Annotated in this window: 21 protein-coding genes and 1 riboswitch; of the genes, 9 read left to right on the top strand and 12 right to left on the bottom strand. The window is 72.2% G+C overall.

The genetic code is table 11. The features are described from left to right. Window positions 1-131 precede the first annotated feature (131 nt). Together ABZ272_RS14020 and ABZ272_RS14025 are read right to left on the bottom strand one after the other, a co-directional pair. A complete protein-coding gene (locus ABZ272_RS14020) occupies window positions 132-2,273 on the bottom strand; it encodes a DUF6077 domain-containing protein (RefSeq protein WP_355050327.1) in 2,142 nt (713 codons plus the stop codon). Between the two features lie 139 nt (window positions 2,274-2,412). Continuing rightward, window positions 2,413-3,051: a TetR/AcrR family transcriptional regulator gene (locus ABZ272_RS14025; protein ID WP_355050328.1), complete on the bottom strand. Its 639-nt coding sequence runs from the start codon at window positions 3,049-3,051 to the stop codon at window positions 2,413-2,415. A 178-nt stretch (window positions 3,052-3,229) separates the two neighbouring features. Here ABZ272_RS14025 and ABZ272_RS14030 point away from each other — a divergent pair, with 178 nt between their 5' ends. From ABZ272_RS14030 to ABZ272_RS14045, 4 genes are all read left to right on the top strand, one after another. After that, on the top strand, window positions 3,230-4,123 hold the full coding sequence (locus tag ABZ272_RS14030) for an ABC transporter permease (protein WP_355050329.1): 894 nt from the start codon (window positions 3,230-3,232) through the stop codon (window positions 4,121-4,123). A 4-nt stretch (window positions 4,124-4,127) separates the two neighbouring features. Next, window positions 4,128-4,937, top strand: a complete 810-nt coding sequence (locus ABZ272_RS14035) for an ABC transporter ATP-binding protein (RefSeq protein WP_355050498.1) — start codon at window positions 4,128-4,130, stop codon at window positions 4,935-4,937. Between the two features lie 145 nt (window positions 4,938-5,082). Further along, on the top strand, window positions 5,083-6,591 hold the full coding sequence (locus tag ABZ272_RS14040) for a bifunctional cytidylyltransferase/SDR family oxidoreductase (protein ID WP_355050330.1): 1,509 nt from the start codon (window positions 5,083-5,085) through the stop codon (window positions 6,589-6,591). A 42-nt stretch (window positions 6,592-6,633) separates the two neighbouring features. Beyond that, on the top strand, window positions 6,634-8,304 hold the full coding sequence (locus tag ABZ272_RS14045; protein WP_355050331.1) for a CDP-glycerol glycerophosphotransferase family protein: 1,671 nt from the start codon (window positions 6,634-6,636) through the stop codon (window positions 8,302-8,304). Between the two features lie 4 nt (window positions 8,305-8,308). On the opposite strand, the gene ABZ272_RS14050 is transcribed toward ABZ272_RS14045, so the two are convergent. From ABZ272_RS14050 to ABZ272_RS14070, 5 genes are all read right to left on the bottom strand, one after another. Further along, window positions 8,309-9,055, bottom strand: a complete 747-nt coding sequence (locus ABZ272_RS14050) for an alpha/beta hydrolase (protein ID WP_355050332.1) — start codon at window positions 9,053-9,055, stop codon at window positions 8,309-8,311. A 134-nt stretch (window positions 9,056-9,189) separates the two neighbouring features. After that, the gene (locus tag ABZ272_RS14055; protein WP_355050333.1) at window positions 9,190-10,041 is read right to left on the bottom strand and encodes a C39 family peptidase; all 852 of its coding nucleotides are present in this window, start codon (window positions 10,039-10,041) and stop codon (window positions 9,190-9,192) included. Window positions 10,042-10,286: 245 nt separating this feature from the next. Then, window positions 10,287-10,427: riboswitch (cyclic di-AMP (ydaO/yuaA leader) on the bottom strand. A 285-nt stretch (window positions 10,428-10,712) separates the two neighbouring features. Further along, window positions 10,713-11,483, bottom strand: coding sequence for a hypothetical protein (locus ABZ272_RS14060; protein WP_355050334.1), 771 nt, complete (start codon window positions 11,481-11,483; stop codon window positions 10,713-10,715). 118 nt (window positions 11,484-11,601) lie between these two features. Further along, on the bottom strand, window positions 11,602-12,045 hold the full coding sequence (locus ABZ272_RS14065) for a hypothetical protein (RefSeq protein WP_355050335.1): 444 nt from the start codon (window positions 12,043-12,045) through the stop codon (window positions 11,602-11,604). A 183-nt stretch (window positions 12,046-12,228) separates the two neighbouring features. Continuing rightward, window positions 12,229-13,431: an acyltransferase gene (locus ABZ272_RS14070; RefSeq protein WP_355050336.1), complete on the bottom strand. Its 1,203-nt coding sequence runs from the start codon at window positions 13,429-13,431 to the stop codon at window positions 12,229-12,231. A gap of 141 nt (window positions 13,432-13,572) precedes the next feature. On the opposite strand from ABZ272_RS14070, the gene ABZ272_RS14075 reads away from it, so the two are divergent. Next, window positions 13,573-14,736 (top strand): glycosyltransferase, encoded by a 1,164-nt coding sequence (locus ABZ272_RS14075; protein ID WP_355050337.1) that lies wholly within the window; start codon window positions 13,573-13,575, stop codon window positions 14,734-14,736. 103 nt (window positions 14,737-14,839) lie between these two features. Further along, entirely contained in the window at window positions 14,840-15,892 is a 1,053-nt protein-coding gene (gene pseI / locus ABZ272_RS14080) for a pseudaminic acid synthase (protein WP_355050338.1), read from the top strand. A gap of 186 nt (window positions 15,893-16,078) precedes the next feature. On the opposite strand, the gene ABZ272_RS14085 is transcribed toward pseI, so the two are convergent. From ABZ272_RS14085 to ABZ272_RS14100, 4 genes are read right to left on the bottom strand one after another with little or no spacing between them, the layout of a single operon-like run. Further along, on the bottom strand, window positions 16,079-16,510 hold the full coding sequence (locus tag ABZ272_RS14085; protein WP_355050339.1) for a hypothetical protein: 432 nt from the start codon (window positions 16,508-16,510) through the stop codon (window positions 16,079-16,081). Next, window positions 16,494-17,249 (bottom strand): SDR family NAD(P)-dependent oxidoreductase, encoded by a 756-nt coding sequence (locus tag ABZ272_RS14090; RefSeq protein ID WP_355050340.1) that lies wholly within the window; start codon window positions 17,247-17,249, stop codon window positions 16,494-16,496. The genes ABZ272_RS14085 and ABZ272_RS14090 overlap by 17 nt, the downstream gene beginning before the upstream one ends. Next, complete coding sequence (locus tag ABZ272_RS14095; RefSeq protein WP_355050341.1) at window positions 17,242-18,513, bottom strand: AMP-binding protein; 1,272 nt, start codon at window positions 18,511-18,513, stop codon at window positions 17,242-17,244. The genes ABZ272_RS14090 and ABZ272_RS14095 overlap by 8 nt, the downstream gene beginning before the upstream one ends. After that, entirely contained in the window at window positions 18,510-18,761 is a 252-nt protein-coding gene (locus tag ABZ272_RS14100; protein WP_355050342.1) for an acyl carrier protein, read from the bottom strand. Before ABZ272_RS14100 ends, ABZ272_RS14095 begins: the two co-directional genes overlap by 4 nt. 99 nt (window positions 18,762-18,860) lie before the next feature. Between ABZ272_RS14100 and ABZ272_RS14105 the strand changes: the two genes are divergently transcribed. Beyond that, window positions 18,861-19,370: a GNAT family N-acetyltransferase gene (locus ABZ272_RS14105; protein ID WP_355050343.1), complete on the top strand. Its 510-nt coding sequence runs from the start codon at window positions 18,861-18,863 to the stop codon at window positions 19,368-19,370. Between the two features lie 100 nt (window positions 19,371-19,470). Here ABZ272_RS14105 and ABZ272_RS14110 read toward each other — a convergent pair whose 3' ends face one another. Beyond that, window positions 19,471-21,204 carry a hypothetical protein gene (locus ABZ272_RS14110; RefSeq protein WP_355050344.1) on the bottom strand — a complete coding sequence of 578 codons (1,734 nt, stop codon included), beginning with the start codon at window positions 21,202-21,204 and terminating at the stop codon, window positions 19,471-19,473. A gap of 353 nt (window positions 21,205-21,557) precedes the next feature. Between ABZ272_RS14110 and pseB the strand changes: the two genes are divergently transcribed. Next, the gene (gene pseB / locus ABZ272_RS14115) at window positions 21,558-22,541 is read left to right on the top strand and encodes a UDP-N-acetylglucosamine 4,6-dehydratase (inverting) (protein ID WP_355050345.1); all 984 of its coding nucleotides are present in this window, start codon (window positions 21,558-21,560) and stop codon (window positions 22,539-22,541) included. Further along, the gene (locus ABZ272_RS14120) at window positions 22,538-23,695 is read left to right on the top strand and encodes an aminotransferase class I/II-fold pyridoxal phosphate-dependent enzyme (RefSeq protein WP_355050346.1); all 1,158 of its coding nucleotides are present in this window, start codon (window positions 22,538-22,540) and stop codon (window positions 23,693-23,695) included. The genes pseB and ABZ272_RS14120 overlap by 4 nt, the downstream gene beginning before the upstream one ends. Window positions 23,696-23,703: the final 8 nt, after the last annotated feature.

A 23,703-nucleotide genomic window follows, 5' to 3' on the forward strand; every position in this document is an offset into this window, starting at 1 on the left:
CAGCGGGCCGGCTTGCCGGCACCGCGTCCGTCGACCGGCCACACCGACCCGACCAGAATTCGCCCGTACCGGCACGCCACGGCCCGGACGCGGTGGACGTCCGGGCCGTGACGACTGACTGTTCACTCAGTTCAGTCGCCGGCGGTCGGCGTCGCGGCCGAGGTGGTGCGGTAGCAGTACATCCCGCCGGGGGACTTGCGCGACGCGAACCGTTCCAGCCCCAGATAGCGGGCGGCGTCGGCGACTGTCGTGTTGGTCTTCCACACACAGACCACGCTCACCCCGACCCGGTGCATCGCGCCGTCCACCTCGTAGATCGAGACGGGTTCGCCGTCGGCGAACCTCGCCAGCAGCAGCCGATCCTGGGAGAACTCCGTCTGCGGGCCGTAGTCGGTGAGGTAGAGGTCCCGAGGCAGCACCACCCGAACCTCGGTGGTGACCTGTGGAAGCGCCCGCATGATGGTCGACGGGGCGAGCACCAGTCCCTCTGGCCGGTCCAGCCGCTTGATCCAGAAGGACACGTTCTTGCGGGTCTCCGGCATCCGCCAGGTCGGCTTCGTCTGCACCAGGTCGCCCGCCCACATCGGCTTGCCCTGGGTGTAGAAGGCGACGACCAGAAGGACCGGCAACGCGAAGGCCAGCACCCGGTTCACCCGGGCGAGCCCGGGCAGGCGGATGACCGCCAGGACGCCGACCAGCGCTGGCACGGGCAGGATCCACGGAACCCGCCACAGCACCGCCGTCAGCCCGCTCAGATCACCGCCGAGCTTCAACAGGCCGGGCACCATCAGGGCCGTCACCGCCAGCGCGGCGCCGGCCGCGAGCTGCTGCGGTGCCCCACGGCGAAGCAGAAGCGGCGACCACCACACCGCGAGCCCGCCGATGACGCCGAGCAGACCGAGCCAGAGCGTCAACTCGTAGATGGTCCGCAGGGGCAGCAGCGGAGAGTACGTCGCGGCGGCCTCCTCGACGCCGCCGCGCAGGACCTGGACGAGCACTCCGGACAGCAGCGGGTAGAGCGAGGCGGCCGCGAAGCACAGGACCGCGTCCCGGACGCGCCTCATGGCGACCAGCACCACGCCGGCCGCCGCCGCGAGCAGGGGCAGCAGGATGACGGCGGTGGTGGTGTAGCCGACGCTGGCCACCGACAGCAGCGTGAGCAGCACCAGAGCACGGCGCGAACGGTGCTCCAGGTAGTCGGTCAGGTAGACCCAGGCCAGGGGGATCAGGGCGTGCACGAACACGCTCTTGCCCTGGGTCAGCCGGGGCAGGTGGTAGGTGTTCAGAGCGTCGGCGTAGTACGCGACCAGGAGGATGTAGGACACCGCCACGCCGAACACGACGAGCGGCCGCCGCGGGGCCCACCGCTGCACGAGCCGCCACAGCGCGAGGATCGCGAAGACGGCCAGTACGGGCAGCAGGAGATACCAGGTCGTGGACGCCGCGTGGATGTGCAGGAACCGGGCCAGCGCCCCGATGAACACCTCGAACGACGGCAGCGGCGGGTTCGCCGAGCCACCCGGCAGGACACCCTCGGTGAACAGGAAGTCGCGGAACGGGATCTGGTCACGCTCGGCGACCCAGACGGACTTGCCGACGTAGAAGACATCGTCGAGCGACACCCGGCCGATGAGGGTGGCGAAGTACGCGGCGGCCAGCGAGACGGCGAGGACGACGTACGCCTGCGCCGGCGTGGTCCGGGTCTCCCGGACGGTCGGCGTGGGCCGCGTGCCGGCCGGGCTTGGGCGCTGGGACAGCGCCAACCAGGCGGACACGACCGAGACCAGGCCGAGCACGGCGGCCAGCCACCAGCTCAGCGTGCCGGTGCCGACCGCCGCGAACAGGGCCGCGGCGACCGCGGTGCCGACGGGCAGGGCGTAACGACGCAGCAGGGACGCGCTGTCGAATCGGGTCTCCTCCGCCGGCGGGGACACCGTTTCGTCGGCCTCGCGCGGTGCCGACACGTCCCGCCGCCGCAACCGCCACGCCACGTACGCGGCGACCGGTAGCAGCACGAGCCAGGCGAGGAAGACGACCGACGGACGCAGGTCGAGGCCGAGGTTGAGGTGGTAGAGCAGCGTCCAAATGGCGAAAGCGACCACCGCCGCGTCGGTGAACACCACGGGCGTGGCGGCCACGGCGGCGTTGAGCCGGCTGATCAGGCCGCGATCCCGACCGGGCTGGCTCGCGCCCTCCAGCCGAGCACCCGCACCAGGGGAGATCTTTCGGTCGGCTAGCGCTGGTGCCACGACAGCGTCTTCGACTTTCGTCACGGGGCGTCCTTGTCGTCCGGCGGCGGATGTGAGGGCGAAAAGTGGATGTCGGCTCGGTGACGGCCGGGTGTCAAGGGGGCAGCCTAGCGGAGGCGGGTGGCCCGCCAGGTCCCCGTCGTGGGTGGTGTCGCGGGCCCGGTCAGCCGGATACCGGCGTCGCCCTCGGCCGGGGCACGACGCCGGTCGCGCCGAGTCCGACGGCCACGGATTCGACCAGGTTGTCCAGGTAGCTGTCGGTGAGCGGCAGCCGGGCGATGGCGAGCCGCCAGTAGAGCGGGCCGACGATGAGGTCGACGGCGGCGTCCGGATCGGTGTCCGCGGGCAGCTCGCCGCGCTGCACGGCGCGGATGACCAGGCGACCGCCGATCTCCTGCTGGCGGGCGCGCAGCACCTGGCGCAGCGTCTCGTCGATGGCCGGGTTGCGGGCCGCCTCGGCCAGCAGGTCGGGGATGATCTGCGACGCCAGGGGGTGACGCAGCGCGTGCGCCACGGCCTGGAACAGCAGCGCGAGGTCGCCGCGCAGGGTGCCGGTGTCCAGCACCGGCAGCTTGCCGTGTGCGGCGGCGGCGACGATCTCCACCACCAGGTCGAGCTTCGAACTCCACCGGCGGTAGACCGCCGTCTTGCTGACGCCGGCCCGTCGGGCCACCGCCTCGATGGAGAGCCGGCCGTAGCCGACCGCTGCCAGCTCCTGCATGAGCGCGCGCCGGATGGCCGTGGTGATCTCGTCGCGCAGCACCGCCGCGCCGGCCGGTACGCGCCTCTTCTCGGTCGTCACCGAGGACTCTTCTCGCAGGTCACGCCCGCTAGAGTAGCGCAACGACGGTACGGTTGCGTCCCGACGTGTTTCGGACTACTGTCCACGCAGCGACGAGGCGGCGTCCCGCGCACAGTTCCCACTAGGATTCCATCGTCGCGAGCAACCCGTCTGCACGAAAGATCGGAGTGCCATTTCCATGGCCACCACCGCGCTGGTCGACCCGGACACGGGTCTGACCCAGGCGCAGCTGGCCGCTCGGCACGGGCTACGGGTCGCCGGTGAGCGACCCACCCTCGTCGAGTACAGCCGCCGACTCTGGGCCTACCGGCACTTCATCGCCGCGTACGCAAACGCCAAGCTGGTCGCGTCCTACAGCAACGCCAAGCTGGGCCAGCTCTGGCAGGTGCTCACCCCGCTGACCAACGCCGCGGTCTACTACCTGATCTTCGGGGTGGTGCTGGCACAGAACAGCATCCCGAACTTCATCGCGTACCTGACCACCGGGTTGTTCATCTTCAACTTCACCCAGAGCGCGGTCCTGGCCGGCACCCAGTCGATCAGCAGCAACCTCGGGCTGATCCGGGCGCTGCACTTCCCCCGGGCCAGCCTGCCGCTGTCCACCACCGTGACCCAGTTCCAGCAGCTCCTGGCGTCGATGGTGGTGCTGGTCGGCATCGTGCTGGTCACCGGCGAGCCGATCACCTGGGACTGGCTGATGCTGGTGCCGGCCCTGCTGTTGCAGGCGGTCTTCAACGCGGGCGTGGTGCTGCTGGTCGCCCGGCTGGGCTCCAAGGCCAGCGACCTCAAGCAGGTCATGCCGTTCGTCATGCGCACCTGGATGTACGGCTCCGGCGTCCTCTACAGCGTCAGCCTCTTCGAGCGGCTGCCCGGCTGGGCGACGACGGTGGTCCAGTTCAACCCGCTGCTGGTCTACATCGAGCTGGCCCGGTACGCGCTGCTCGAGCAGGCGCCACTGCTCAACGAGTCGCTGACCCAGCTCTGGCTGGTCGCCGCCGGTTGGGCCGTGGTGGCGGGTATCGGCGGCTACATCTACTTCTGGCGCGGCGAACAGGAGTACGGCCGTGGTTGATTCCCTGCCGGCCGCCGACGAGGCGACCGTCTCCCTGCCGACGCTGACGTCCGAGCGGATCCCCACCGTGGTGGTGGACGACGCGCACATCATCTACCGGGTCCACCAGGGCGCCACCGGTGGCACCACTCCGGTGGCGGCGCTGCGCCGGCTGGTCAAGCGCACCAACGCGCCGAACGTGCGGGAGGTGCACGCCGTCAAGGGCGTGTCGTTCACCGCGTACCGGGGCGAGGCGATCGGGCTGATCGGCAGCAACGGCTCGGGCAAGTCCACCATCCTGCGGGCCATCGCCGGCCTGCTGCCGGTCAACCGGGGCGCGATCCACACCCAGGGGCAGCCGTCGCTGCTCGGGGTGAACGCGGCGCTGCTCAACGACCTGTCCGGCGAACGCAACGTCGTGCTGGGGTGCCTGGCGATGGGCATGCACCCCGACGAGGTCGCCAAGCAGGCCGCTGGGATCATCGACTTCTCCGGGATCAACGAGCGGGGTGACTTCGCCAGCCTGCCGATGCGCACGTACTCGTCGGGCATGGCCGCCCGGCTGCGGTTCTCCATCGCCGCCGCCAAGAAGCACGACGTGCTGCTCATCGACGAGGCGCTCGCCACCGGCGACAAGGGTTTCCGCAAGCGCAGTGAGCAGCGCGTCCGCGAGCTGCGCGAGGGCGCCGGCACGGTGTTCCTGGTCAGCCACCAGCTCTCCTCCGTGCGCGACACCTGCGAACGGACGATCTGGCTGGAATCGGGCCTCATCCGGATGGACGGCCCGACCGACGAGGTCATCCGCGCGTACGAGGCGTTCGCGAACAGCAAGTAGAGTGCCGGCCAACCACCGGCATCGACACGGCAACCAGGACCGCGTCGCCCGCGTTGGGGCGGCGCGGTCCGCGCGTTAAGGTTCATTCCGTCGCCGCTCGGGCGGAACCTTCCGTTAACGCAACCCTGAGAGTGAGGATCCGGCAATGACGCAGGACCAGACCACTGGCCCGGACGCCGCAACGGAGACCCCCGCACCGTGGCGGCCCTCGCGGACAGTGGCCGTGGTGCTGGCCGGCGGCACCGGGACCCGGCTGGGCCTCGGCATCCCCAAGCAGCTGCTCAAGATCGCCGGTAAGCCGATCATCGAGCACACTCTCGCGGTCTTCGAGACCGCTCCGGAGATCGACGAGATCATCGTGCTGATGGCGACCGGTCACGTCGACGACGCCCGGCAGATCGTCGAGAAGGCCGGCCTGCGCAAGGTCACCAAGGTGATCGAGGGCGGCGACACCCGCAACGCGACCACCCGGATCGCGCTCGACGCCGTCGGGCCGGCCGACTGCAACATCCTCTTCCACGACGCCGTCCGCCCGCTGCTCAGCGGCCGGATCGTCCGCGAGTGCGTCAACGCGCTGTGGACCTACGACGCCGTCGACGTCGCCATCCCCTCCGCCGACACGATCATCCAGGTGGACGAGAACGACTGCATCACCGACATTCCGGTGCGCTCCCGGCTGCGCCGGGGACAGACCCCGCAGGCGTTCCGCTCCCCCACCATCCGCGAGGCGTACCGGATCGCCGAGGACGACCCCGACTTCGCCGCCACCGACGACTGCGGCGTGGTGCTGCGGTACCTGCCGGGCACGCCGATCAAGGTGATCGACGGCTCGGACGAGAACATCAAGGTCACCCACCCGGTCGACGTGCACCTGGCGGACAAGCTCTTCCAGCTCGCGGCGGCGCAGGCGCCCCGGCTGACCGACCACCGCAGCTACACCGAGGAGCTGACGGGCCGCACGATCGTGGTCTTCGGCGGCAGCTACGGGATCGGCCACGAGCTGACCGAGCTGGCGCGGCGCTACGGCGCGCAGGTCTTCCCGTTCAGCCGCTCCACCACGGGCACCCACGTCGAGCGCGCCGAGGACGTCGAGGCCGCGCTGACGACCGCCTTCGAGGCCACCGGCCGGATCGACCACGTGGTGGTCACCGCCGGGATCCTGGAGCGGGGCGCCCTGGCCGAGATGGACGAGGAGACGATGGACCGGGTGTTGCAGGTCAACTTCGTCGGCCCGGTGACCATCGCCCGGCAGGCGCTTCCGTACCTGCAGCAGACCAAGGGTCAGCTGCTGCTCTACACCTCCAGCTCGTACACCCGGGGTCGGGCCCGCTACGCCCTCTACTCGTCCACCAAGGCCGCCCTGGTCAACCTGACCCAGGCGCTCGCCGACGAGTGGGCCGACGTCGGCGTACGGGTCAACTGCATCAACCCGGAGCGGACGGCCACCCCCATGCGTACCCGGGCCTTCGGCGAGGAGCCGGAGAACACCCTGCTGGCCGCGGAGGCCGTCGCGCAGTCCTCGCTCGACGTGTTGATCTCCGACCTGACCGGTCAGGTCATCGACGTACGCCGGGCGCCTGGCGACGGCCCGTCCGTGCCGGCGCAGGCCGGCCCGGACCGGTCCGAGACGCCGGCCGCGGCGTCGACGAACTGACGCCGACGGCACCGCGAGACCGAGGGCGGCGATCGGAGCGACATGCGTGGTGACCTGGTTCGCAAGGTGGCCGCCCGGTGCCTGAGCACCGGGCTCGCCGTACTGGCCTTCGTCGTGCTGGCCCTCACCGGCAGCACCGGGTGGGGCCTCGCGCTGGCCGTCGCCGCGCTGGTGGCGGCGGCCGCTGAGCAGCGGATCCGACCGGCCGCCGACCTGGTGGCCGAGACCGCCCTGATCGCCGCGGCGATCCTGGTCGGCTACTCCCGGCGGCTCGACGACGGCTTCGACCCGGCGCTGGCCGCGACGGCGCTGGTCCTGCTGGGGCTGGTGCTGCTGGTGGGGCCGCTGCGTACCGCGGGCAACCTGGAGATCCGGGCCGCCAACCTGCCGGTACGCGCCTGGACCCCGCTGATCGCCGACCGACTCGGCGTCGCCCTGTTGGGGCTGCTCGCGGTGGTGGCCATCGCCGCCGCGTCGACCCTGCCGGCCGTCGTGGCGCTCGCCGCCAGCCTGCTGGTGGCCGCCGGCGCCGGGGCGGTCGCGCTGGACCTGGCCAAGCGACGGTTCCGCCCGACCGCCGGCGGTGGGCAGGTCGCCCGCGCGCTACGTCGGCACGAGCCGGAGTTCCTGCTCTACTTCTCCGCACCGCCCGGCTCCGAGTACCAGGTCACCATGTGGCTGCCGTACCTCGAACGGATCGGCCGGCCCTTCCTGGTGCTGGTCCGTGAGCCGGAGTTCGTCGCGCCGATCGCCGCGGCCACCGACGCGCCGGTGGTCTACTGCCCCACGCTGCGCGCGATGGACGAGGCGCTCGTGCCGAGCCTGCGGGTGGCCTTCTACGTCAACCACGGGGCGAAGAACAGCCACTGCATCCGGTTCACCCAGCTCACCCACGTCCAACTGCACCACGGCGACAGCGACAAGGCGCCCAGCGCCAACCCGGTCTCGGGCATCTTCGACCGGATCTTCGTGGCCGGGCCGGCGGCGATCGACCGGTACGCCCGCGCCGGGGTACAGATCCCGGCGGAGAAGTTCGTCGTGGTGGGCCGCCCCCAGGTCGAGTCGATCGAGGTACGCGAGGAGCCGACGCGGGGCCTCGCGCACCCGACGGTGCTCTACACCCCGACCTGGACCGGGCACCACGCCGACGCCGACTACTGCTCGCTGCCGGTGGCCGAGGAGCTGCTGCGGCGGCTGCTGGGGCGCGGCGCGACGGTGATCCTGCGGGCGCATCCGTACACGGCGCAGAACCCCGCGTCGGCACGCCAGTTGGGCCGGCTCACCGAACTGCTGGCCGCCGACCGCGCCCGCACCGGCCGGCAGCATTTGTTCGGCGCGGCCGCCCGGGAGCTGAGCCTGACCGAGTCCGTCAACCGCTCGGACGCGCTGGTCTCCGACGTCTCCGGGGTGATCTCCGACTACCTCTACTCCGGCAAGCCGTACGCCGTCACCGACATGGGTGACGAGGGCGACCGGTTCACCGAGCGCTTTCCACTGGCCGGCTCGGGCTACGTGCTGCGGCGCGACATGTCCAACGTGGACGCCGTGCTCACGGCCCTGCTGGACACCGACCCGCTGGCCGACGCCCGCTGGGTCACCCGCCGCCGCTACCTGGGGGACTTCCCGGCCGAGTCGTACGCCGAGGGCTTCCTGACCGCCGCCCGCCGCGAGCTGACCTCGACCCGGGAACTACCCGCGCCCGCACCTGCCTGACCGATCAACGGTACGGGTCCAGCAACGCCAGCACGGCCGCCGGATCCTCCAGGTGCGCGTTGTGCCCGAGACCGGCCAGCGTGGCGACCGGTACGCCGTACTCCTTGAGCTGCGCGTCCGTGACCATCGCGTCGTGCTCCCCGCGGGCCAGCACCACCGGCACGTCGGTCGCCGCGAGCAGCGCGGCCAGGTCGGGCGCGCCGACGGCGAACGCGGCGTTGTCCATCGCGAGCCGCCACCGGCCGTCGACCTGACGCAGACCGGCGTCGACCATCGGGTGGTCCGGGAGGACCAGACCGGTGAGGCCGGCGACCCGCAGATACCGGCGGGCGGCCTCGGTGCGGCTGGTGAACCAGCCCACCGGGCGGGCGGCGAGGTCCGCGGCGCGGGCCAGCTCGGCCGGCGCCCAGACGGCCTTGATGCCCAAGCCCACCACCGCGTCCACCGGCAGGCCGGCGGCGCGGGCCGCCAGCGCCAGGCCGACCACGCCACCGAGCGAGTGCCCGAGCACGACGATCCGGTCGTCGGAGGCCAGGCCCTGCGCGACCCGCTGGGCGAAACCCTCGAAGGAGTACGACGACAGCGGCGCCGACCAACCGTGACCGGCGAGATCGGGCGCCAGCCACCGGCCGGGCCAGTGGTGCTCCAGAAGTGGTGCCCAGGGCAGCCACACGTCACCCGTCGCCCCCATGCCGTGCAGCAGCAACAGGATCGGCTCACGGTCGGCTTGACCACCCGATTCATCCACCACGGCCGCAGTCTCCCACGGTTCGCGGCCCGGTACGAGAGCCGTTCACCCGCGTCGCGCCCCGACCCGGGAACGCCGCGGGCGCCGGCCCCTCGTGGGAGACGGCGCCCGCGGCGTCGTGGGGTGTCGCGCGTTGGTCAGGCGGAGTAACCCCGGGTGGCGATCCAGTTCGCCAGGTCGATCGTGGTGATCCAGTAGGCGGGGTCGGCGGCGTTCGCCGAGTCGGCGATCCGCACGGTACGGCCGTTGTCCTTGTAGCCGACGACGGCGATGTAGTGCCCACCGCCGTACGAGTGGTAGCCGCCCTCGGTGTCGATGGCGTCGCCGACGACGTTGGCCACCACGCCCCGGCCGTCGGTGATGGCCTTGACCACGTCGGCCTGAAGACGGTCCATCTGGGCCGGGCTGGGCGTGCCCGCGAACATGCGGGTGCGGTACGGGGAGCCCTTCACCTCGGCGTTGAGCACCCGGGTGGTGTCCTCGGCCGAGTTGGTGCCCATCTCGGTGGTGCCCAGCTCGGGGCCGAGCTCCTCCTGGGTGCGATCGATGCCGCTGGCGCTGAGCGCGTTGCGGGTGGCCGCCGGGCCGCAGTTGTAGTAGGTGTTCTGCGCCTCGTAGTCGTAGTCGAGCACCTTCGTCGCGGGCGGCTTCGGCGGCGTCGGCTTCCGGGTGACGTCCGGGTTGCTCGTGGCCTTCGCGGCGGGGGACGCGGCGCTGGTGGCCGGAGCGGCGGTGCTCGGGGCGGCGGTGCTCGGTGCGACGCTCGCCGACGGGGCCGCGGACCGGAGTTCGCCACGGGAGGCGACGGTGTCACTGCGCATCTCGGCGACCGTGGTCGGGGTGCGCGAGCCGGCCGGGGCGTCGTCGGCGCCGGCGACCAGGGCGCCGGCGGTGGTGGCGATCGCGAGGGCCGCGGCGGAGGCGGCGACGATCTGGTACGGGCGCTCGGTCGCGAGGCGACGGAGCTGGCGCTTCAGGGTGTGCTTCACGAGGTCCTCCACGGTTCACAGGGAGAGCGGCACACCGGGGCCCGACCGGCATCCGGGCAGGCGTCAGCGCGCGGGCGGTGACCCGCGGGTGATGAGCCGCTCAGGGGAACGCCCGGCGCGGCCGGGCGGGAAGTGCGGTGACCCGGGGGGTCAGCTCACCGTCACGAGGCGGATGAGCGGGGACACCGCGTCGCCGTGGAGGCGGAGGAACAACAAGGGGGTCGAGGGGTGCTGCACGAGGATGGAACTCCTTCCGTCACCGCCTACCGGGTTAGCTGACGGATTCGGGCGGGAAGATCGCCCTACCGCGGGCCGTGGCTCGCGGATTCACCCCGGACTTACTGTGGGTCCCCGGTTCGTTGATCACGATTGAGCGGGTCGGCGCGGCGTCGCCTCCTGCGATCGGTAACCGCACCGGACGGGACGACAGTACTGGCCGGTGCGCACTCTGCCAAGCCGCGCCCACCTGCGTAAACATCGATTGGCCCAGCAATTTCTGCGCGTTTTGCCGCTGACGTGACTCGATGGGACAACGGGTTCCACCGGCACCCGTGGGCGACAACCGGACAGGTGGCCGGCAACGCCGCCACAATCGCGGGCACAATGGCCGCCGATGATGCCGGCCGCCCGATTTCCACCGCCGGTGACCCGCCTCACATAACAGATCGGGCTCAACCGGCCCGGGCCGGACGCCAGCGTGCCACGAGGGCCGTACCCGACGGCCGCGTCGCGGTGCGCCGGGAGAGCGCCGGGCTCGGCCGGCACCGTGCCGCCGCCACGTACGCCTCCTCGGCGAGGACGCGCGCCGACTCGGCGGCAACCTCGGCGTCCCGCCAGGACGACCGTTCCCGCTCGGCGGCCGTCCGGTGCTCGGCCAGCCTGATGTCACGGATCGCCCGGATGAGCAGCGTCTCCTGCTCGACCGGGTGCCGGCGGGGGTCCCAGCCGCGCCGATGCCCGAACACGTCGCCGAGCTGAGCCATGGTCAACTCCCCCCGCCAGTGCGCCGCCATGGCGGCGCGGTGCAGATAGCGCTCCCGGGCCGCGTACTCGGCGGGGGTGTGCGGGGTACGCGGTGTCGGCAACGCCCCGGCACCGGCGACCCGACGGGCAGCGGTGTCCGCCTCGTCGTACGCCGTCCAGGCCCGCTGCGCCTCGTCCTGAGCGACCAGCCAGTCAGCGCGTCGCCGCCGGGCGGTCCGCGCCGCCCGGGCGGCGGCCACAGCCACCTCCTCGGCGTACCGGCGCAGGTCGGCCATCTCGGCGACGGCCATCTCGCGGGCGGTGGGTGTCGGCGGCGTGGGGTCGGCCGCGGGCGAGTCCCGCTCCGGACGGGCCACCAGGACGGCGAGGACCGTCAGCGCCAGGAGGAACAGGGCCGACCAGATGGCGGCGGCCTGGGGCACCTCGGTCAGGAACTGGTAGAAGACGACGGTTTCCATGATCGACACCTCGGCATGAGCACGTAAGCGATGGGATGCCGCACGGGCGGGTGCGGGCGGTGTGTCGTCAGGTGTGGTGACGGCGCTCGGCCCGGCGGCGCCGCCGGTGACTGACCCGCTAGGCCGGTGGGGCGCGGGGGGCCCGGGTGGCCGAGCCGGCGGCTCGCGGCGGCCGCTCCGATCCCGTGCGCGCCGAGGTCACGCCCGCCAGTGGGCGGGGCAGCGCTTCCGAACCACCGTGCCGGGCGGGCTGCGGGTCGACCGACCGCGCGGAGGCGTCAGCGCCAACCTCTGCGGCTCGCACCCCGCCGACGCGGTCGGTGACGACGCGGTCGGTGACGGCGCGGTCGGTGAGGACCGTGGAGAGGGCTGCGGTCGACGGTCCGAGCGGCTCGGCGAGGGCGAGCGACCCGATGGCGGGCGGCGGGGCCGCAGCGGTCGATGCCGGCAGCAGCGCCGGGGCCGCGCCCAGGGCGAGCGACAGCACAGCGAGGCTGGTCAGCACCCGTGCCGCCCAGCGCGCCACCCACCACAGGGGACAGGTGAGCGCGACCGGGAGCACGTCCTCACGCTACCGTCGGGACCGCCCCGACGCATCGGCGACGGGCGTGTCGGCCAGCGCCGCGCCGACCCCGTCCGACCAACGTGGACCAGGTGGCGTCAGCCGGCGCCGGTGGGTGCCACCGCGCCGGTCAAGATCGTGCTCGATCATTGATGTAGTGGCCTCACTCGGCTGACGAGACCACTACAACCAGGATCGAGCGCGATCTTGCGCGTCTGGACGGGCGGGCACGGGTGGCACGTCGGCGTCACCGCTCCCGGCCGACGAGGTGGTGCGCTGGTGGGGGACGAGCGGCGGGCGGCCCGGGCGGCGTGGCGCGAGCCGGCGCATCATCGGGGTCTCCACGAAGCGGTGCAGCAACCCGGCGAGGACCAGGTTCACGAGCAGGAATCCGAGCACCACCGCCGGGCCCCGCCAACCCCGAAAGCCGGTCCCCCAGCCGCCGCTGAGCCGGAGCACGCTCGTCATCACCAGGACGTGCACCAGGTAGAAGGCGAACGAGACCTCACCGAGCCAGACCAGCGGGCGCGAGCGCCACGGCGAGCGCCGGTCGCGCACGTCGGCGTCGGCGGCGGCGGTGATGACCAACAGGTACGCGACGGCGAGCAGCGTGGTCCACAACTCGGCGCGGATCCACTGCGCGGCGGCCACCCAGGTGCCCACGAAGATCGCGGTGGCGGCGGTCAGCCCCGGCCCGCGCCACCGGCCCCGGAGCATCAGCTCGGCCGCCACCGCGCCCAGCCAGAACTCCAGCGACCGCACCGGCGGAAAGATCTGGGTGAACCACCAGCGGCTCACCTCCGGCACCAGCTGCTGCGCCGGCCAGAGCGCGAGGATCAGCAGCGGTAGCGCGACGACGAGCGCCCAGAGAACCGCGGGTCGCGCCCGGCGCAGCAGGGGCAGCGCCAGCGGCAGGCAGAGGTAGAAGAAGAACTCGCAGGACAGCGACCAGCTCACCGTGTTGACGCTGTAGAACCAGCCCAGCCGGGGATCCCAGGCCTGCAACAGCAGCAGGTTCTCCACGGCGACGGCCGGCAGGACGGGATCGGCGAACCACCCGGCGACCAGCAGCGCGGCGGCCCACAGCACCACGTGGTTCGGGTAGATCTTCGCGACCCGTCGACGCCAGAAGGTCAGCCGCGAGTCGCCCGGGCGCGCCGACCAGACCAGCACGAAACCGCTGAGGATGAAGAAGAACTGCACGCCGGACAGGCCGAGGGTGAAGAGGGCGTCGACGACGGCCTTGTAGTCCGGCTCGGCGATGATCCGCATCGTCCCGGCGTGGAACCCGAAGACCAGCAGCGCGGCTATCCACCGCAGCCCGGTCAGCGACGGTAGCCGGGCGGGGGCGGCCGGCGCGGTCGGCGCGTCGGTGGTGCTCGTCATGCCGAGGCACCCTACCGGGTCACTCCCAGGTGAACCGGGCGGCCGTTGTTAACCTTCCGCTTCGCGGGTGTTCAGGGATTCCACCATCCGCGGCCACGTGTGGTTCCGGGGCCGGCCATCCGCGTCGTCGAAGGTGGCGACGTGGTCAATGAGCCGACGCACACGCCGCTGCTGAGCATCGTCGTGCCCGTCTACGGCGTCGAGGCTTACCTGTACCAGTGCCTCGAGTCGATCCGGGCGGACATCCCGGTGGGCGAGTCGGAGGCGGTCGAGCTGATCGCCGTGGACGACGCCTCCCCGGACGGCTGCGGCGCGATGCTGCGTTCCTACGCCACGGGACGCGACAACGTCCGGGTCGTACACCTGGAAGAGAACGTGGGCCTCGGCCTGGCCCGCAACGCGGGCCTCGACGTGGCCACCGGCCGGTACGTGTGGTTCGTCGACAGCGACGACTGGCTGCCGCCGGGCACGATCGCGGCGGTGCTGGACCGGCTGCGTGAACACCAGCCCGACGTCCTCATGCTGGACCACCTGCGGGTGCACGAGGACGGCCGGCGGGAGGTCGACGCGAGCAGCCACCTGCTGCGCGGGGTGCCGGGCGTGGCCCGCCTCGCCGACCAGCCGCACCTGCTGCGGGTGCAGCACACGGCGTGGAACAAGGTGGTACGCCGGGACTTCCTCGACGAGTTGGAGCTGCGCTTCTTTCCCGGCTGGTACGAGGACATCCCGTTCAGCCACCCGCTGCTGATCGGCGCGGAGAAGATCTCGGTGCTGGACCGGGTCTGCTACCTGTACCGGCAGGGCCGCCAGGGCGCGATCACCTCCACCCGCAGTGGCCGGCACTTCGACGCGTTCGGCCAGTACGAGCGGCTGATGGACTGGGTCGCCCGCCGGCACCCGGACGAGGGTCTGCGTGCCGAGCTGTTCGAGCTGATGATCAGCCACTACCTGGTGGTGGTCGGCAACGACGGACGGCTGCACCCACACCTGCGGCGCGCCTTCTTCCACCGGGTCGCCGAGCACTACCGCCGATACCTGCCCCCCGGGGGCTACCCGATGCCGCCCGGGGTCACCGGCCTCAAGCACCGCCTGGTGGGGCGGGGTGACTGGCTGGCGTACTCGGCGCTGCGGCAGGCGCACCGGGTCACGGGCCGGTGGCGACGGCCCGGCCCGACCGCTGGCGCCGGCTCGTCGTCGGCCGACGACCCCTCCCGAGCGGCGCGGTCGGCGAGCAGGTCGGACGGCGGGCCCGCCGCCGGCCGGCCGGGACGGTCGGACGCGCTGGCCGGTGGCCGCCTGCCGTGACTCGTTCGGCGGGTGCCGGGGTTTTTCAGGTCGTCCACCCGTTCGGGGGGACGACGACAGCACCACCGCACGTCGGTGCGGGCGTAAGGGAACAGAGGTCGGAATGACGGCGACAATCAAGATCGGACCGCACGCGGTCGGTGCCGGGGAGCGGCCCTTCGTGGTCGCCGAGATGTCCGGTAACCACAACGGCGACCTGGACCGGGCGCTGGCCATCGTGGACGCGGTCGCCGAGAGCGGCGCGCACGCGCTCAAGCTGCAGACGTACCGGCCGGACACGATCACGATCGACGTCGACACCCCGGCCTTCCGCATCTCCGGCGGGCACGAGCTGTGGGGCGGGGAGAACCTGTACCGCCTCTACGAGCGCGCGCACACCCCGTACGAGTGGCACGCCCCGATCTTCGCGCGGGCCCGCGAGCGCGGGCTGACGGTCTTCTCGTCACCGTTCGACGCGACCGCCGTGGAGCTGCTGGAGTCGTTGGACGCCCCGGCGTACAAGATCGCGTCCTCGGAACTGGTGGACCTGCCGCTGATCCGGTTGGTGGCCAGCACCGGCAAGCCGATGGTGATCTCGACCGGGATGGCGACGGTCGCCGAGATCGACGCCGCCGTACGGACCGCGCGCGACGGCGGCGCGGCGGGCATCGTCCTGCTGGCCTGCACCGCGTCCTACCCGGCGCCCCCCGCCGACAGCAACCTGCGCCGCCTGCCGGTGCTGGCCGGCGCGTTCGACGTGCCGGTCGGGCTCTCCGACCACACGCCCGGTATCGGCGTGGCGGTCGCCTCGGTGGCGCTGGGCGCCTGCTTCATCGAGAAGCACGTGACCCTGGACCGGGCCGACGGCGGCGTGGACTCGGACTTCTCGCTGAACCCGGCGGAGTTGACGGCGCTCGTCGAGGAGTCGGGCCGCGCCTACGCGGCGCTGGGCGGCACCGCGATCGGTCCGACACCGGCCGAGCGGGAAGGGCTGCGGTTCCGCCGTTCGCTGTTCGTGGTCGAGGACGTCCGGGCCGGCGACCCGGTGACGGCACAGAACGTCCGGTCGATCCGACCGGCCGGCGGCCTGGCCCCGATCGAGATCGACAGGGTGTTGGGCCGCACCTTCACCTCCGACGTCCCGCGCGGCACCCCGCTGAGCTGGGACCTGATCTGACCGCTGTGCGGTCGGGTGCCCCGCCGCGCCGGTAGAGGCGCCGCGGGGTGCCCGGCACTGCGGCCGGCAGTGCCCGGTGCGCCTCCTGTCGAGCTGCCCCGGAAATGGGCGCATGTCGTGGGTGCCATCCCGGCCCACCGATGGGGCAGCTCGACAGGCACCGCCGACAACACCGGCACCCCGCCGTCAGTCGCGGCCGATCAGCCCGGCGCCCTGCCCGGGGGCGACGCCGACGGTGACCACCAGGTCGGCGACCCGCAGGGTGCGCCAGAGGATGGCGCCGTTCACCGGAGTGCCCAGCCCGTGCCGGCGCCACCAGGCCGCGATCGGCACGTCGACCAACTTGCAGCAGCACTCGGCCCGGGTCCACCGGGCCCAGAAGTCACCGGCGCCGAAGCGGCGGGCCAGCGCCGGGGGCACCGGGGCGTTCACGCGCTCCGCGTCGATTGCCAAGCGCCAACCCGGCACCGGCGGGCCGTACCAGCCGACGCAGCGCCCGTCGTCGAGGTGACTGCGGGTCGTCGCCGAGGCCAGGTCGGCGGGCGTACCGATCCGTAGGTGCCGTTCGGCGGCGGCGAGCAGTCCCGGCACCGACCGCAGGTCAGATGGAGGCGGCACCGTCCACCGCGATGACCTGGCCGTTGATGTTGGTGTGCTCGCGCAGCAGCATCCGCACCACCGGTACGACCTCCTCCGGCTCGGTCAGGTGGCCGGTCGGGGTACGGCGCACGATCTGGTCGAGCTGGGTCGGGCCGAGCACGGCGGACATCTCCGAGGCGAAGAAGCCGGGCGCGACCGCGTTGACCAGCATCCGGCCGCCGAGCTCCCGGGCGAGCGAGCGGGTGGCGGCGTCCATGCCGCCCTTGGTGGCCGAGTATGCGACCAGGCCCGGGAAGCCGCGCTGCGCGCAGATCGAGGTGATGTTGACGATGCGGCCGCGCAGCCCCTTGCCGAGCATCCGACGGATCACCAGCCGGGTCAGTTGCAGCGGCGCGGTCAGGTTGGTCTCGATGATCCGGGCGATGTCGTCGGTCGCGGTGTGCACGTGCAGGGAGTCCTGCCCGACGGCGGCGTTGTTGACGATGCCGTCGATCGGGCCGAGGCGCTGCTCCACCTCGCGGACGAAGCCCTGCGCGGCGCGCAGGTCGGTGACGTCGACCGAACCGACGTGCACCCGGTCGGGATGCTCGGCGGCGAGCTTCTCCAGCTCGGGGGTGACGGTACGGGCGAACGCGGCCACCCGTACGCCCGCGTCGAGCAGGTCGGTGACGATGGCCAGGCCCAGCCCTCGGGAACCGCCGGAGACGAGGACCACGGAGCTGGGGGGAACGAGCTTGGTGTCGGCGGGGTCAGACATCGCTCTTCAGGGTCTCCTTGACGGGAATATCGGTCAGCACACGGATCCGGCGGGGCACGGCGTGCTCGGGCAGCCGGTCGGCGCACCAGCGGACCAGCGCGGCCTCGTCGGGCAGCGGGGCGTCCGCGTGCCCGGCGGGTGCGAGGACCACGTCGGCGACGACCATCCGGCCGAGCACCGGGGCGCGGCGACCGGTGACGCGGGCCCAGGCCACACCGGGATGCTGGGTCAGCACGCCACGGACCAGACCGGCGGAGACCTTGCTCCCACCCACGTTGATCTCGTCGGTGTCCAACCGACCCGTGATCAGCACCCGCCCGTCGACCACCTGCACCCGGTCCCCGGTGCGGACCGGGCCGGACAGTCCGACCCCGTGGTACGGGGAGGTGACGACCAGTTCGTCGGCACGCACCGACAGGGTGGGTCGGCCCTCGGTTTCCCGGTCCAGCCACTCGGCGGGGAACCCGGCCCGCCCGTCGTGCACCACGATGGACGCGCCGACCTCCGAGGACGCGTAGATCCAGGAGATCCGCGCGGCCGGGAAGACCTCGCGCAGCTGGTCCAGGATCGCCTGGTCCACCGGCTCGCCACCGAGGGTGATCTGACGCAGCGGCACCCGGGCCAACGCGGCGGCGTCCCGGTAGAGGGTGCGCCGCCAGAAGGTGGGCGTGCCGGACGCGGCGTCGACCCCGTGCGCGGCGGCGACCGCCGGCCAGTCGTCCAGTTCGTCCGGCTCGATGACCACCAGGTGCTGGCCGGGCTGGGTCAGCGACAGGGTCACGACCTGCCACCAGGCGTACGTGCCGGGGGCGTAGGGGCACAGCCAGGTCCGGTCGGGCTGGTCGGCCCGCACGGTGGTCAACGTGTCGAGGGTGTGCCCGACCCGCTTGGGGCGGCCCGTCGAGCCGGAGGTCAGCAGCCACAGCCGGCCGGGTTCGGCGGGGCGCGGTCGGGCCGGCGCGCTGGGGTGCGCGCCGTCGTCGTCGAGGAGGGTCAGGGTGAAGCCGGCGTCGTCCAGCTCCGCGCGCATCGCCGCGTCCACCCGGCTCGCGGTGCTGAGCAGCAACTCGGTGCCGTGCACGGCGTGCTGCCGCGCGGCGACGAGCGCGTGCCGGGCGGAGTGCGCCAGCACCGCGGCGGGGTCGGGCAGCTCCGGCGTCGGCAACGTCCGCCACGTCAGCGCGGCGCCGCCCACGACGAGCCGGTTGTCGACGCCGGCCGGTTCCGGGCCCGCGGTGGCCGGGTGGTGGGTCGCGACGGTCACTGCTGCTGTAGCTCGACGAGGAAGTCGAGGACGTCGCCGATGGTGGCGATGCGGCGCAGGCCGGGAGCGTCGAAGTTGAGCTCCTCCCCCGTCTCGTCCTCGACGCGCAGGGCCAGCTCGGAGAAGTCCAGCGAGCGGAAACCGATGTCCCGCAGCTGCGCCGCGTCGTCGGCGGGCAGCTCCTTGTCCTGGTTCTTGAGCACCTGCGCCATGAGGTCGCGGATCTGCGCGCGACTCAATTCGTTCATGCGCCGGAGTCTACAACCCAACGAATGGATAACTGCTTTCCCGGTGGGCCCGGGTAAGGTGCCGGGACCGGTTGTGTTCAGACAGGAAAGCGGGAGCACGTGCTACGCGAAGCGACGGCGGACGACGTTCATCTGATGTTGTCCTGGCGTAATCAGGAAACCAACCGTCAGGTCAGCAAGACCAGCCACGAGATCACCGCCGAGGAGCACGCCCGGTGGTGGTCGGCGGTGCGCGACGACCCGACGCGGCGCGTCCTGACGTACGTCCACGACGACCGGCCCTGCGGTGTCGTCACCTTCTTCGACCTGCGGCTGGACGCCCCACGAACCGGGGCGTGGGGCTTCTACCTGGACGCCGACGGGCTGGCCGGGCGGGGCGAGACGCTGCCGGCCTGGCTGGGGGTGATGCGGGAGGCCGTGGAGTACGCCTTCGACGGGTTGCACCTGACGCGGCTCGACGGCGAGGTGCTGGCGCACAACACCGTCGTGCGGCAGATGAACCGACGTTTCCGATTCGTCGAGGGCACGCCACGGCAGGAACTGTCCGACGGGCGGGAAATCACCGTCATTCCGATTTCCCTGGCGCGCGAGGATCGCCGCCAACGCTGATTACCACCGCTATTTTGCACGTTGGCAGATAAGCATTAACCCGGTGGACATCCGCCGTTCACGCAATTGCGGTGTCCACCGGGTGCGAACGAATATCGGATCAGGCGCGCCGCCAGGCCGCCCAGTGCTGCTGCTCGTTGCCGCCGAGCCGGACGAAGCCGTACCTCGCGCCGTCCCAGTCGTCCGGCTGGCCGGGCGCCCACCGGGCGAACACCACCTGCGCGGCGGCGGGTGGCTGCTCGCGGAACCACCGCACGTCGGTCCAGGTCACCTGGTGGCTCAGGTTGAACCGCAGGATGTAGTGCACGCCGGTGGAGGCCCAGACGCGCTCGCCGGGGCGTACGCCGACGTCGGCGACCCGGGGGGTCGGCGCGGTGCTCGCCGCCATGGGCCGCACCAGCCGTTGGTCGATCACCTGCATGGTGAGCAGGTTGGCCACGACCAGGACGCCGAGCACCGGCAGCCGCAGGCGGGGCACGCGGACCGCGGCCACCAGCAGCACGCACGCGCCGATGCCGATCAGCGACCCGAGCACCGGACGCATCTCGCGCCAACCGTTGGTCAACGCCATCAGGTCCGGCGCGCCGAAGCCGCCGTAGCGCAGCGAGTGACCTCGGCTGGCCACGTACGCGAGGCGACCGGCGACCACCGCGCCGCCGACGACCAGCAGGCCCACCGCGACCGCAGCCCGGCGCAGCGCCACCCGGCGCTCCTCGGTGAGCAGGACCCCGAGCCCGACCAGCAGCCAGAACGGGGCGAGCATCTGCACGTAGCGGCCGTAGATCGCGTCCAACGGCTTGCCGGTGATGCCGGCCAGGATCACCGACGCGCCGCTGGCGACCCCGACGCTCACGACCAGCGCCACACCCATCGTCCAGCGGGTGGGGTCACCGTGGCGCGGACGCCACAGCTCCTTGACGGCGGCGGCCCAGGCGATCCCGGCCAGCCCGAACGTGATCACCACGAGGTACCAGAGCTGGGTGGTGACGGCCGCCCCGACGCGGACCACCCCCTGCGCGGAGGCGACGGCGGCGACGGTGCCGCCGCCGGGGGTGCTGCCCAGCAGGTAGACCTTGTCCCCGAGGAAGCGGATGCCGGCCTCGTTGACCAGCGCCAGGGCCAGCACCGGCAGCAGCGCCGCGAGCACCGCGACGGGGGTGATCCGGCGGCGCACGAACAGCAGCAGGACCAGGCCGGCGTGCACGGCCACGATCACCAGACCGCGCGAGTGCAGCAGGTGGAACGCCCCCACCAGCAGGCCCACGGTGGCCGCCGCGAGCGGCCCGGGGCGTTCGATCCAGCGGTGTACGGCGAGCAGCCAGGCGACCACCAGCGGCGCCATCACCGTGTCGATCATCGCGACGCCGGCGTAGAAGGCGGTGGCCGGCAGCGTGGCCGCCACCACCGCCGCGAGCAACGCCGACGCGCGGGGCAGCCGGAGCACCCGCCGGCCCAGGAGGTACGCCAGCGGCAGCAGCGTCGAGTTGACCATCGCGTTGATCAGCTGGACGAGGCGGTAACTGTCGGCGAAGTCGTGGTGGCCGAGGAACGCGGGCGAGATGAGCATGGGGTATCCGACCCGGCGGAGCAGGTCGTTCTCGCTGCTGAAGCCGCCCGGACCGCCGGCGAGGGCGCGCGCGGTGTTCAGATAGCTGTCCTCGTCGGTGTGGGCGATGGGCAGCGCGATGTGCCGCGACAGCCACATGCGCCAGGCGACGCTCAGCACCCAACCGACGAACAGCAGCAGCGGCACCAGCCAGCGGCGTGCGGGTGTCGCGGGCGCTGTCTCGGCCGGGACCGCCGGCCGTTCGATCACGTCGCTGCCGGTTGCCATCAACGCCTCCTGAACCGCCGGCCGGACCGGCGCTGGGCACGCCGGACAGGCTGGTGACGCTCGGGGATGATCCGCTCGCACCGAGGCGGTGCGGATGTCGGGTGAACGCGGCGACCACGACGCGCGCAAGGCTGCCGGGTCGCTCGCGCGGCCACTGTAGCGGCCGGATCTCCGCTGGTCAGCCCGCTTTCCGAACGGTCGGAAGTGTTCGCCTGCGCGGTGCCCGCCATTCACGACGGCAGGGGAAGCGGTTAACCCGCGAGCGCCGGTGCGTTAACCCGCCGCCGTTAGCGTCTCACCCCGGTCGGCCGGCCGAGGGCCGCCGGTTCATCCACGATCACGGGAGCACCAAATTGAGTGAGTTGAATGGATCGTCCATTCTGATCACCGGGGGAACGGGTTCCTTCGGCAGGACCTTCCTCCGGCACATCCTCACCGAGGCCGACCCCGCCCGGGTGGTGGTCTTCTCCCGCGACGAGCTCAAGCAGTACGAGTTGCGCCAGCAGCTCGGCGACGACCCGCGCCTGCGCTGGTTCATCGGCGACATCCGGGACCGGCACCGCCTCACGCGGGCGATGCACGGCGTGGACCACGTGGTGCACGCCGCCGCCCTGAAGCAGGTGGACACCGCGGAGTACAACCCGTCGGAGTTCATCGCCACCAACATCACCGGCTCGCAGCACGTGGTGGACGCGGCGATCGAGGCGGGCGTCAAGAAGGTCATCGCGCTCTCGACCGACAAGGCGTCCAGCCCGATCAACCTGTACGGCGCCACCAAGCTGGTCGGCGACAAGCTGTTCGTCTCGGCCAACCACTACGCCGCGCACCACCCGACCCGGTTCGCCGTCGTGCGCTACGGCAACGTGGTCGGCAGCCGTGGTTCGGTCGTCCCGCTGTTCCACCGGCTGGCCGCCGAGGGCAAGAGCCTGCCGATCACCGACAAGCGGATGACCCGTTTCTGGATCACCCTCGAGCAGGCCGTGCAGTTCGTCATGGACTCGTTCGACCAGATGCAGGGTGGCGAGCTGTTCGTGCCCCGGATCCCCAGCATGCGCATCCTCGACCTGGTCGAGGCCGTCGCCCCGGACGCCACCACCCACGAGATCGGCATCCGGCCCGGCGAGAAGCTGCACGAGGAGATGATCGCCCCGGACGACAGCCGGCGGACGCTGCGCGCCAAGGACCGCTACATCGTCCAGCCGACCATCGCCGGTTGGGGCTACCAGCCGCCGGTCGACTGCGAGCCCGTGCCGGACGGCTTCGCCTACCAGTCGGACACGAACGACGAGTGGCTCACCGTCGAGCAGCTACGCGAGATGCTCGGCCTGACCGCATGACCGGGATGCTCCCGTACGGCCGGCAGTCGATCTCCGAGGACGACGTCGCGGCCGTCGCCGGCGTGCTGCGCGGCGACTGGCTCACCACCGGCCCGCAGGTCGACGCGTTCGAGGCCGACCTGGCCCGGGTGACCGGCGCGGCAGGTGTCGCCGCCGTCTCCAACGGCACCGCCGCCCTGCACGTGGCGTACGCGGCGGCCGGTGTCGGACCGGGCGACGAGGTGGTGGTGCCGCCCATGACGTTCGTCGCGACCGCCAGCAGCGCTGTCGCCCTCGGCGCGAAGATCGTCTTCGCGGACGTCGACGAGGAGACCTTCTGCCTCGACCCGGCTGCCGCCGCGGCGGCGGTCACCTCGCGTACCAAGGTGGTTTCCGCCGTCGACTACGGCGGCCACCCGGCCGACTACGACGCGCTGCGCAAGGCCGTCGAGGGCACCGACGCCCTGCTGCTCGCCGACGCGGCGCACTCCATCGGCGGGACGTACCACGGTCGGCCGGTCGGATCACTCGCCGACCTGACCACGTTCTCGTTCTTCCCGACGAAGAACCTCACCACCGCCGAGGGCGGCGGGGTCGCCGCGCTGGATCCGCAGATCCTGGAGCGGGCCCGCCGCTTCCGTGGCGTGGGCATGGTCCGCGAGCGCGACGACCTGCGCCGCCCCGACGAGGGCGGCTGGTTCTACGAGGTCCCCGAGTTCGGGCTGAACTACCGCCTGCCCGACGTGCTCTGCGCCCTGGGCCGCAGCCAACTGCGCCGCCTCGGCGAGTTCGTGGCCCGCCGGGCCGCGCTCGTCGCCCGCTACAACGAGGCGCTGGCCGACCTGGACGGGGTACGCCTGCCCGTCCAGCAGCCGTGGGCCGAGCCGGCCTGGCACCTCTACCCGATCCGAGTGCTCGACGGCCGTCGCCGCGAGGTGTACGACCGGATGCGGGCGGCCGGCATCGGCGTACAGGTCAACTACATCCCGGTGCACTGGCACCCGGCCTTCGCCGACCTGGGTTACCGGCGCGGGTCGTGCCCGGTGGCCGAGTCGTTCTACGCCCAGCAGCTGTCGCTGCCGCTGTACCCGGGACTCAGCGACGCCGACCAGGACCGCGTCATCGACGCGCTGACCGCGATCCTGCGCGGTAGCGCGGTGCGTTCCGCCGCCTGATGGGAAGC

Origin of the sequence: Micromonospora sp. NPDC005979 (assembly GCF_040614415.1) — a bacterium.
Lineage (GTDB): Bacteria > Actinomycetota > Actinomycetes > Mycobacteriales > Micromonosporaceae > Micromonospora.

Excerpts from the sequence above, each read along its gene's own strand:
- ABZ272_RS14030 (WP_355050329.1), top strand. The coding sequence starts at position 3,230 with ATGGCCACCACCGCGCTGGTCGACCCGGACACGGGTCTGACCCAGGCG.
- ABZ272_RS14040 (WP_355050330.1), top strand. The coding sequence starts at position 5,083 with ATGACGCAGGACCAGACCACTGGCCCGGACGCCGCAACGGAGACCCCC.
- ABZ272_RS14045 (WP_355050331.1), top strand. The coding sequence starts at position 6,634 with ATGCGTGGTGACCTGGTTCGCAAGGTGGCCGCCCGGTGCCTGAGCACC.
- ABZ272_RS14060 (WP_355050334.1), bottom strand. The coding sequence starts at position 11,483 with ATGGAAACCGTCGTCTTCTACCAGTTCCTGACCGAGGTGCCCCAGGCC.
- ABZ272_RS14070 (WP_355050336.1), bottom strand. The coding sequence starts at position 13,431 with ATGACGAGCACCACCGACGCGCCGACCGCGCCGGCCGCCCCCGCCCGG.
- pseI (WP_355050338.1), top strand. The coding sequence starts at position 14,840 with ATGACGGCGACAATCAAGATCGGACCGCACGCGGTCGGTGCCGGGGAG.
- ABZ272_RS14090 (WP_355050340.1), bottom strand. The coding sequence starts at position 17,249 with ATGTCTGACCCCGCCGACACCAAGCTCGTTCCCCCCAGCTCCGTGGTC.
- ABZ272_RS14100 (WP_355050342.1), bottom strand. The coding sequence starts at position 18,761 with ATGAACGAATTGAGTCGCGCGCAGATCCGCGACCTCATGGCGCAGGTG.
- ABZ272_RS14110 (WP_355050344.1), bottom strand. The coding sequence starts at position 21,204 with ATGGCAACCGGCAGCGACGTGATCGAACGGCCGGCGGTCCCGGCCGAG.
- ABZ272_RS14120 (WP_355050346.1), top strand. The coding sequence starts at position 22,538 with ATGACCGGGATGCTCCCGTACGGCCGGCAGTCGATCTCCGAGGACGAC.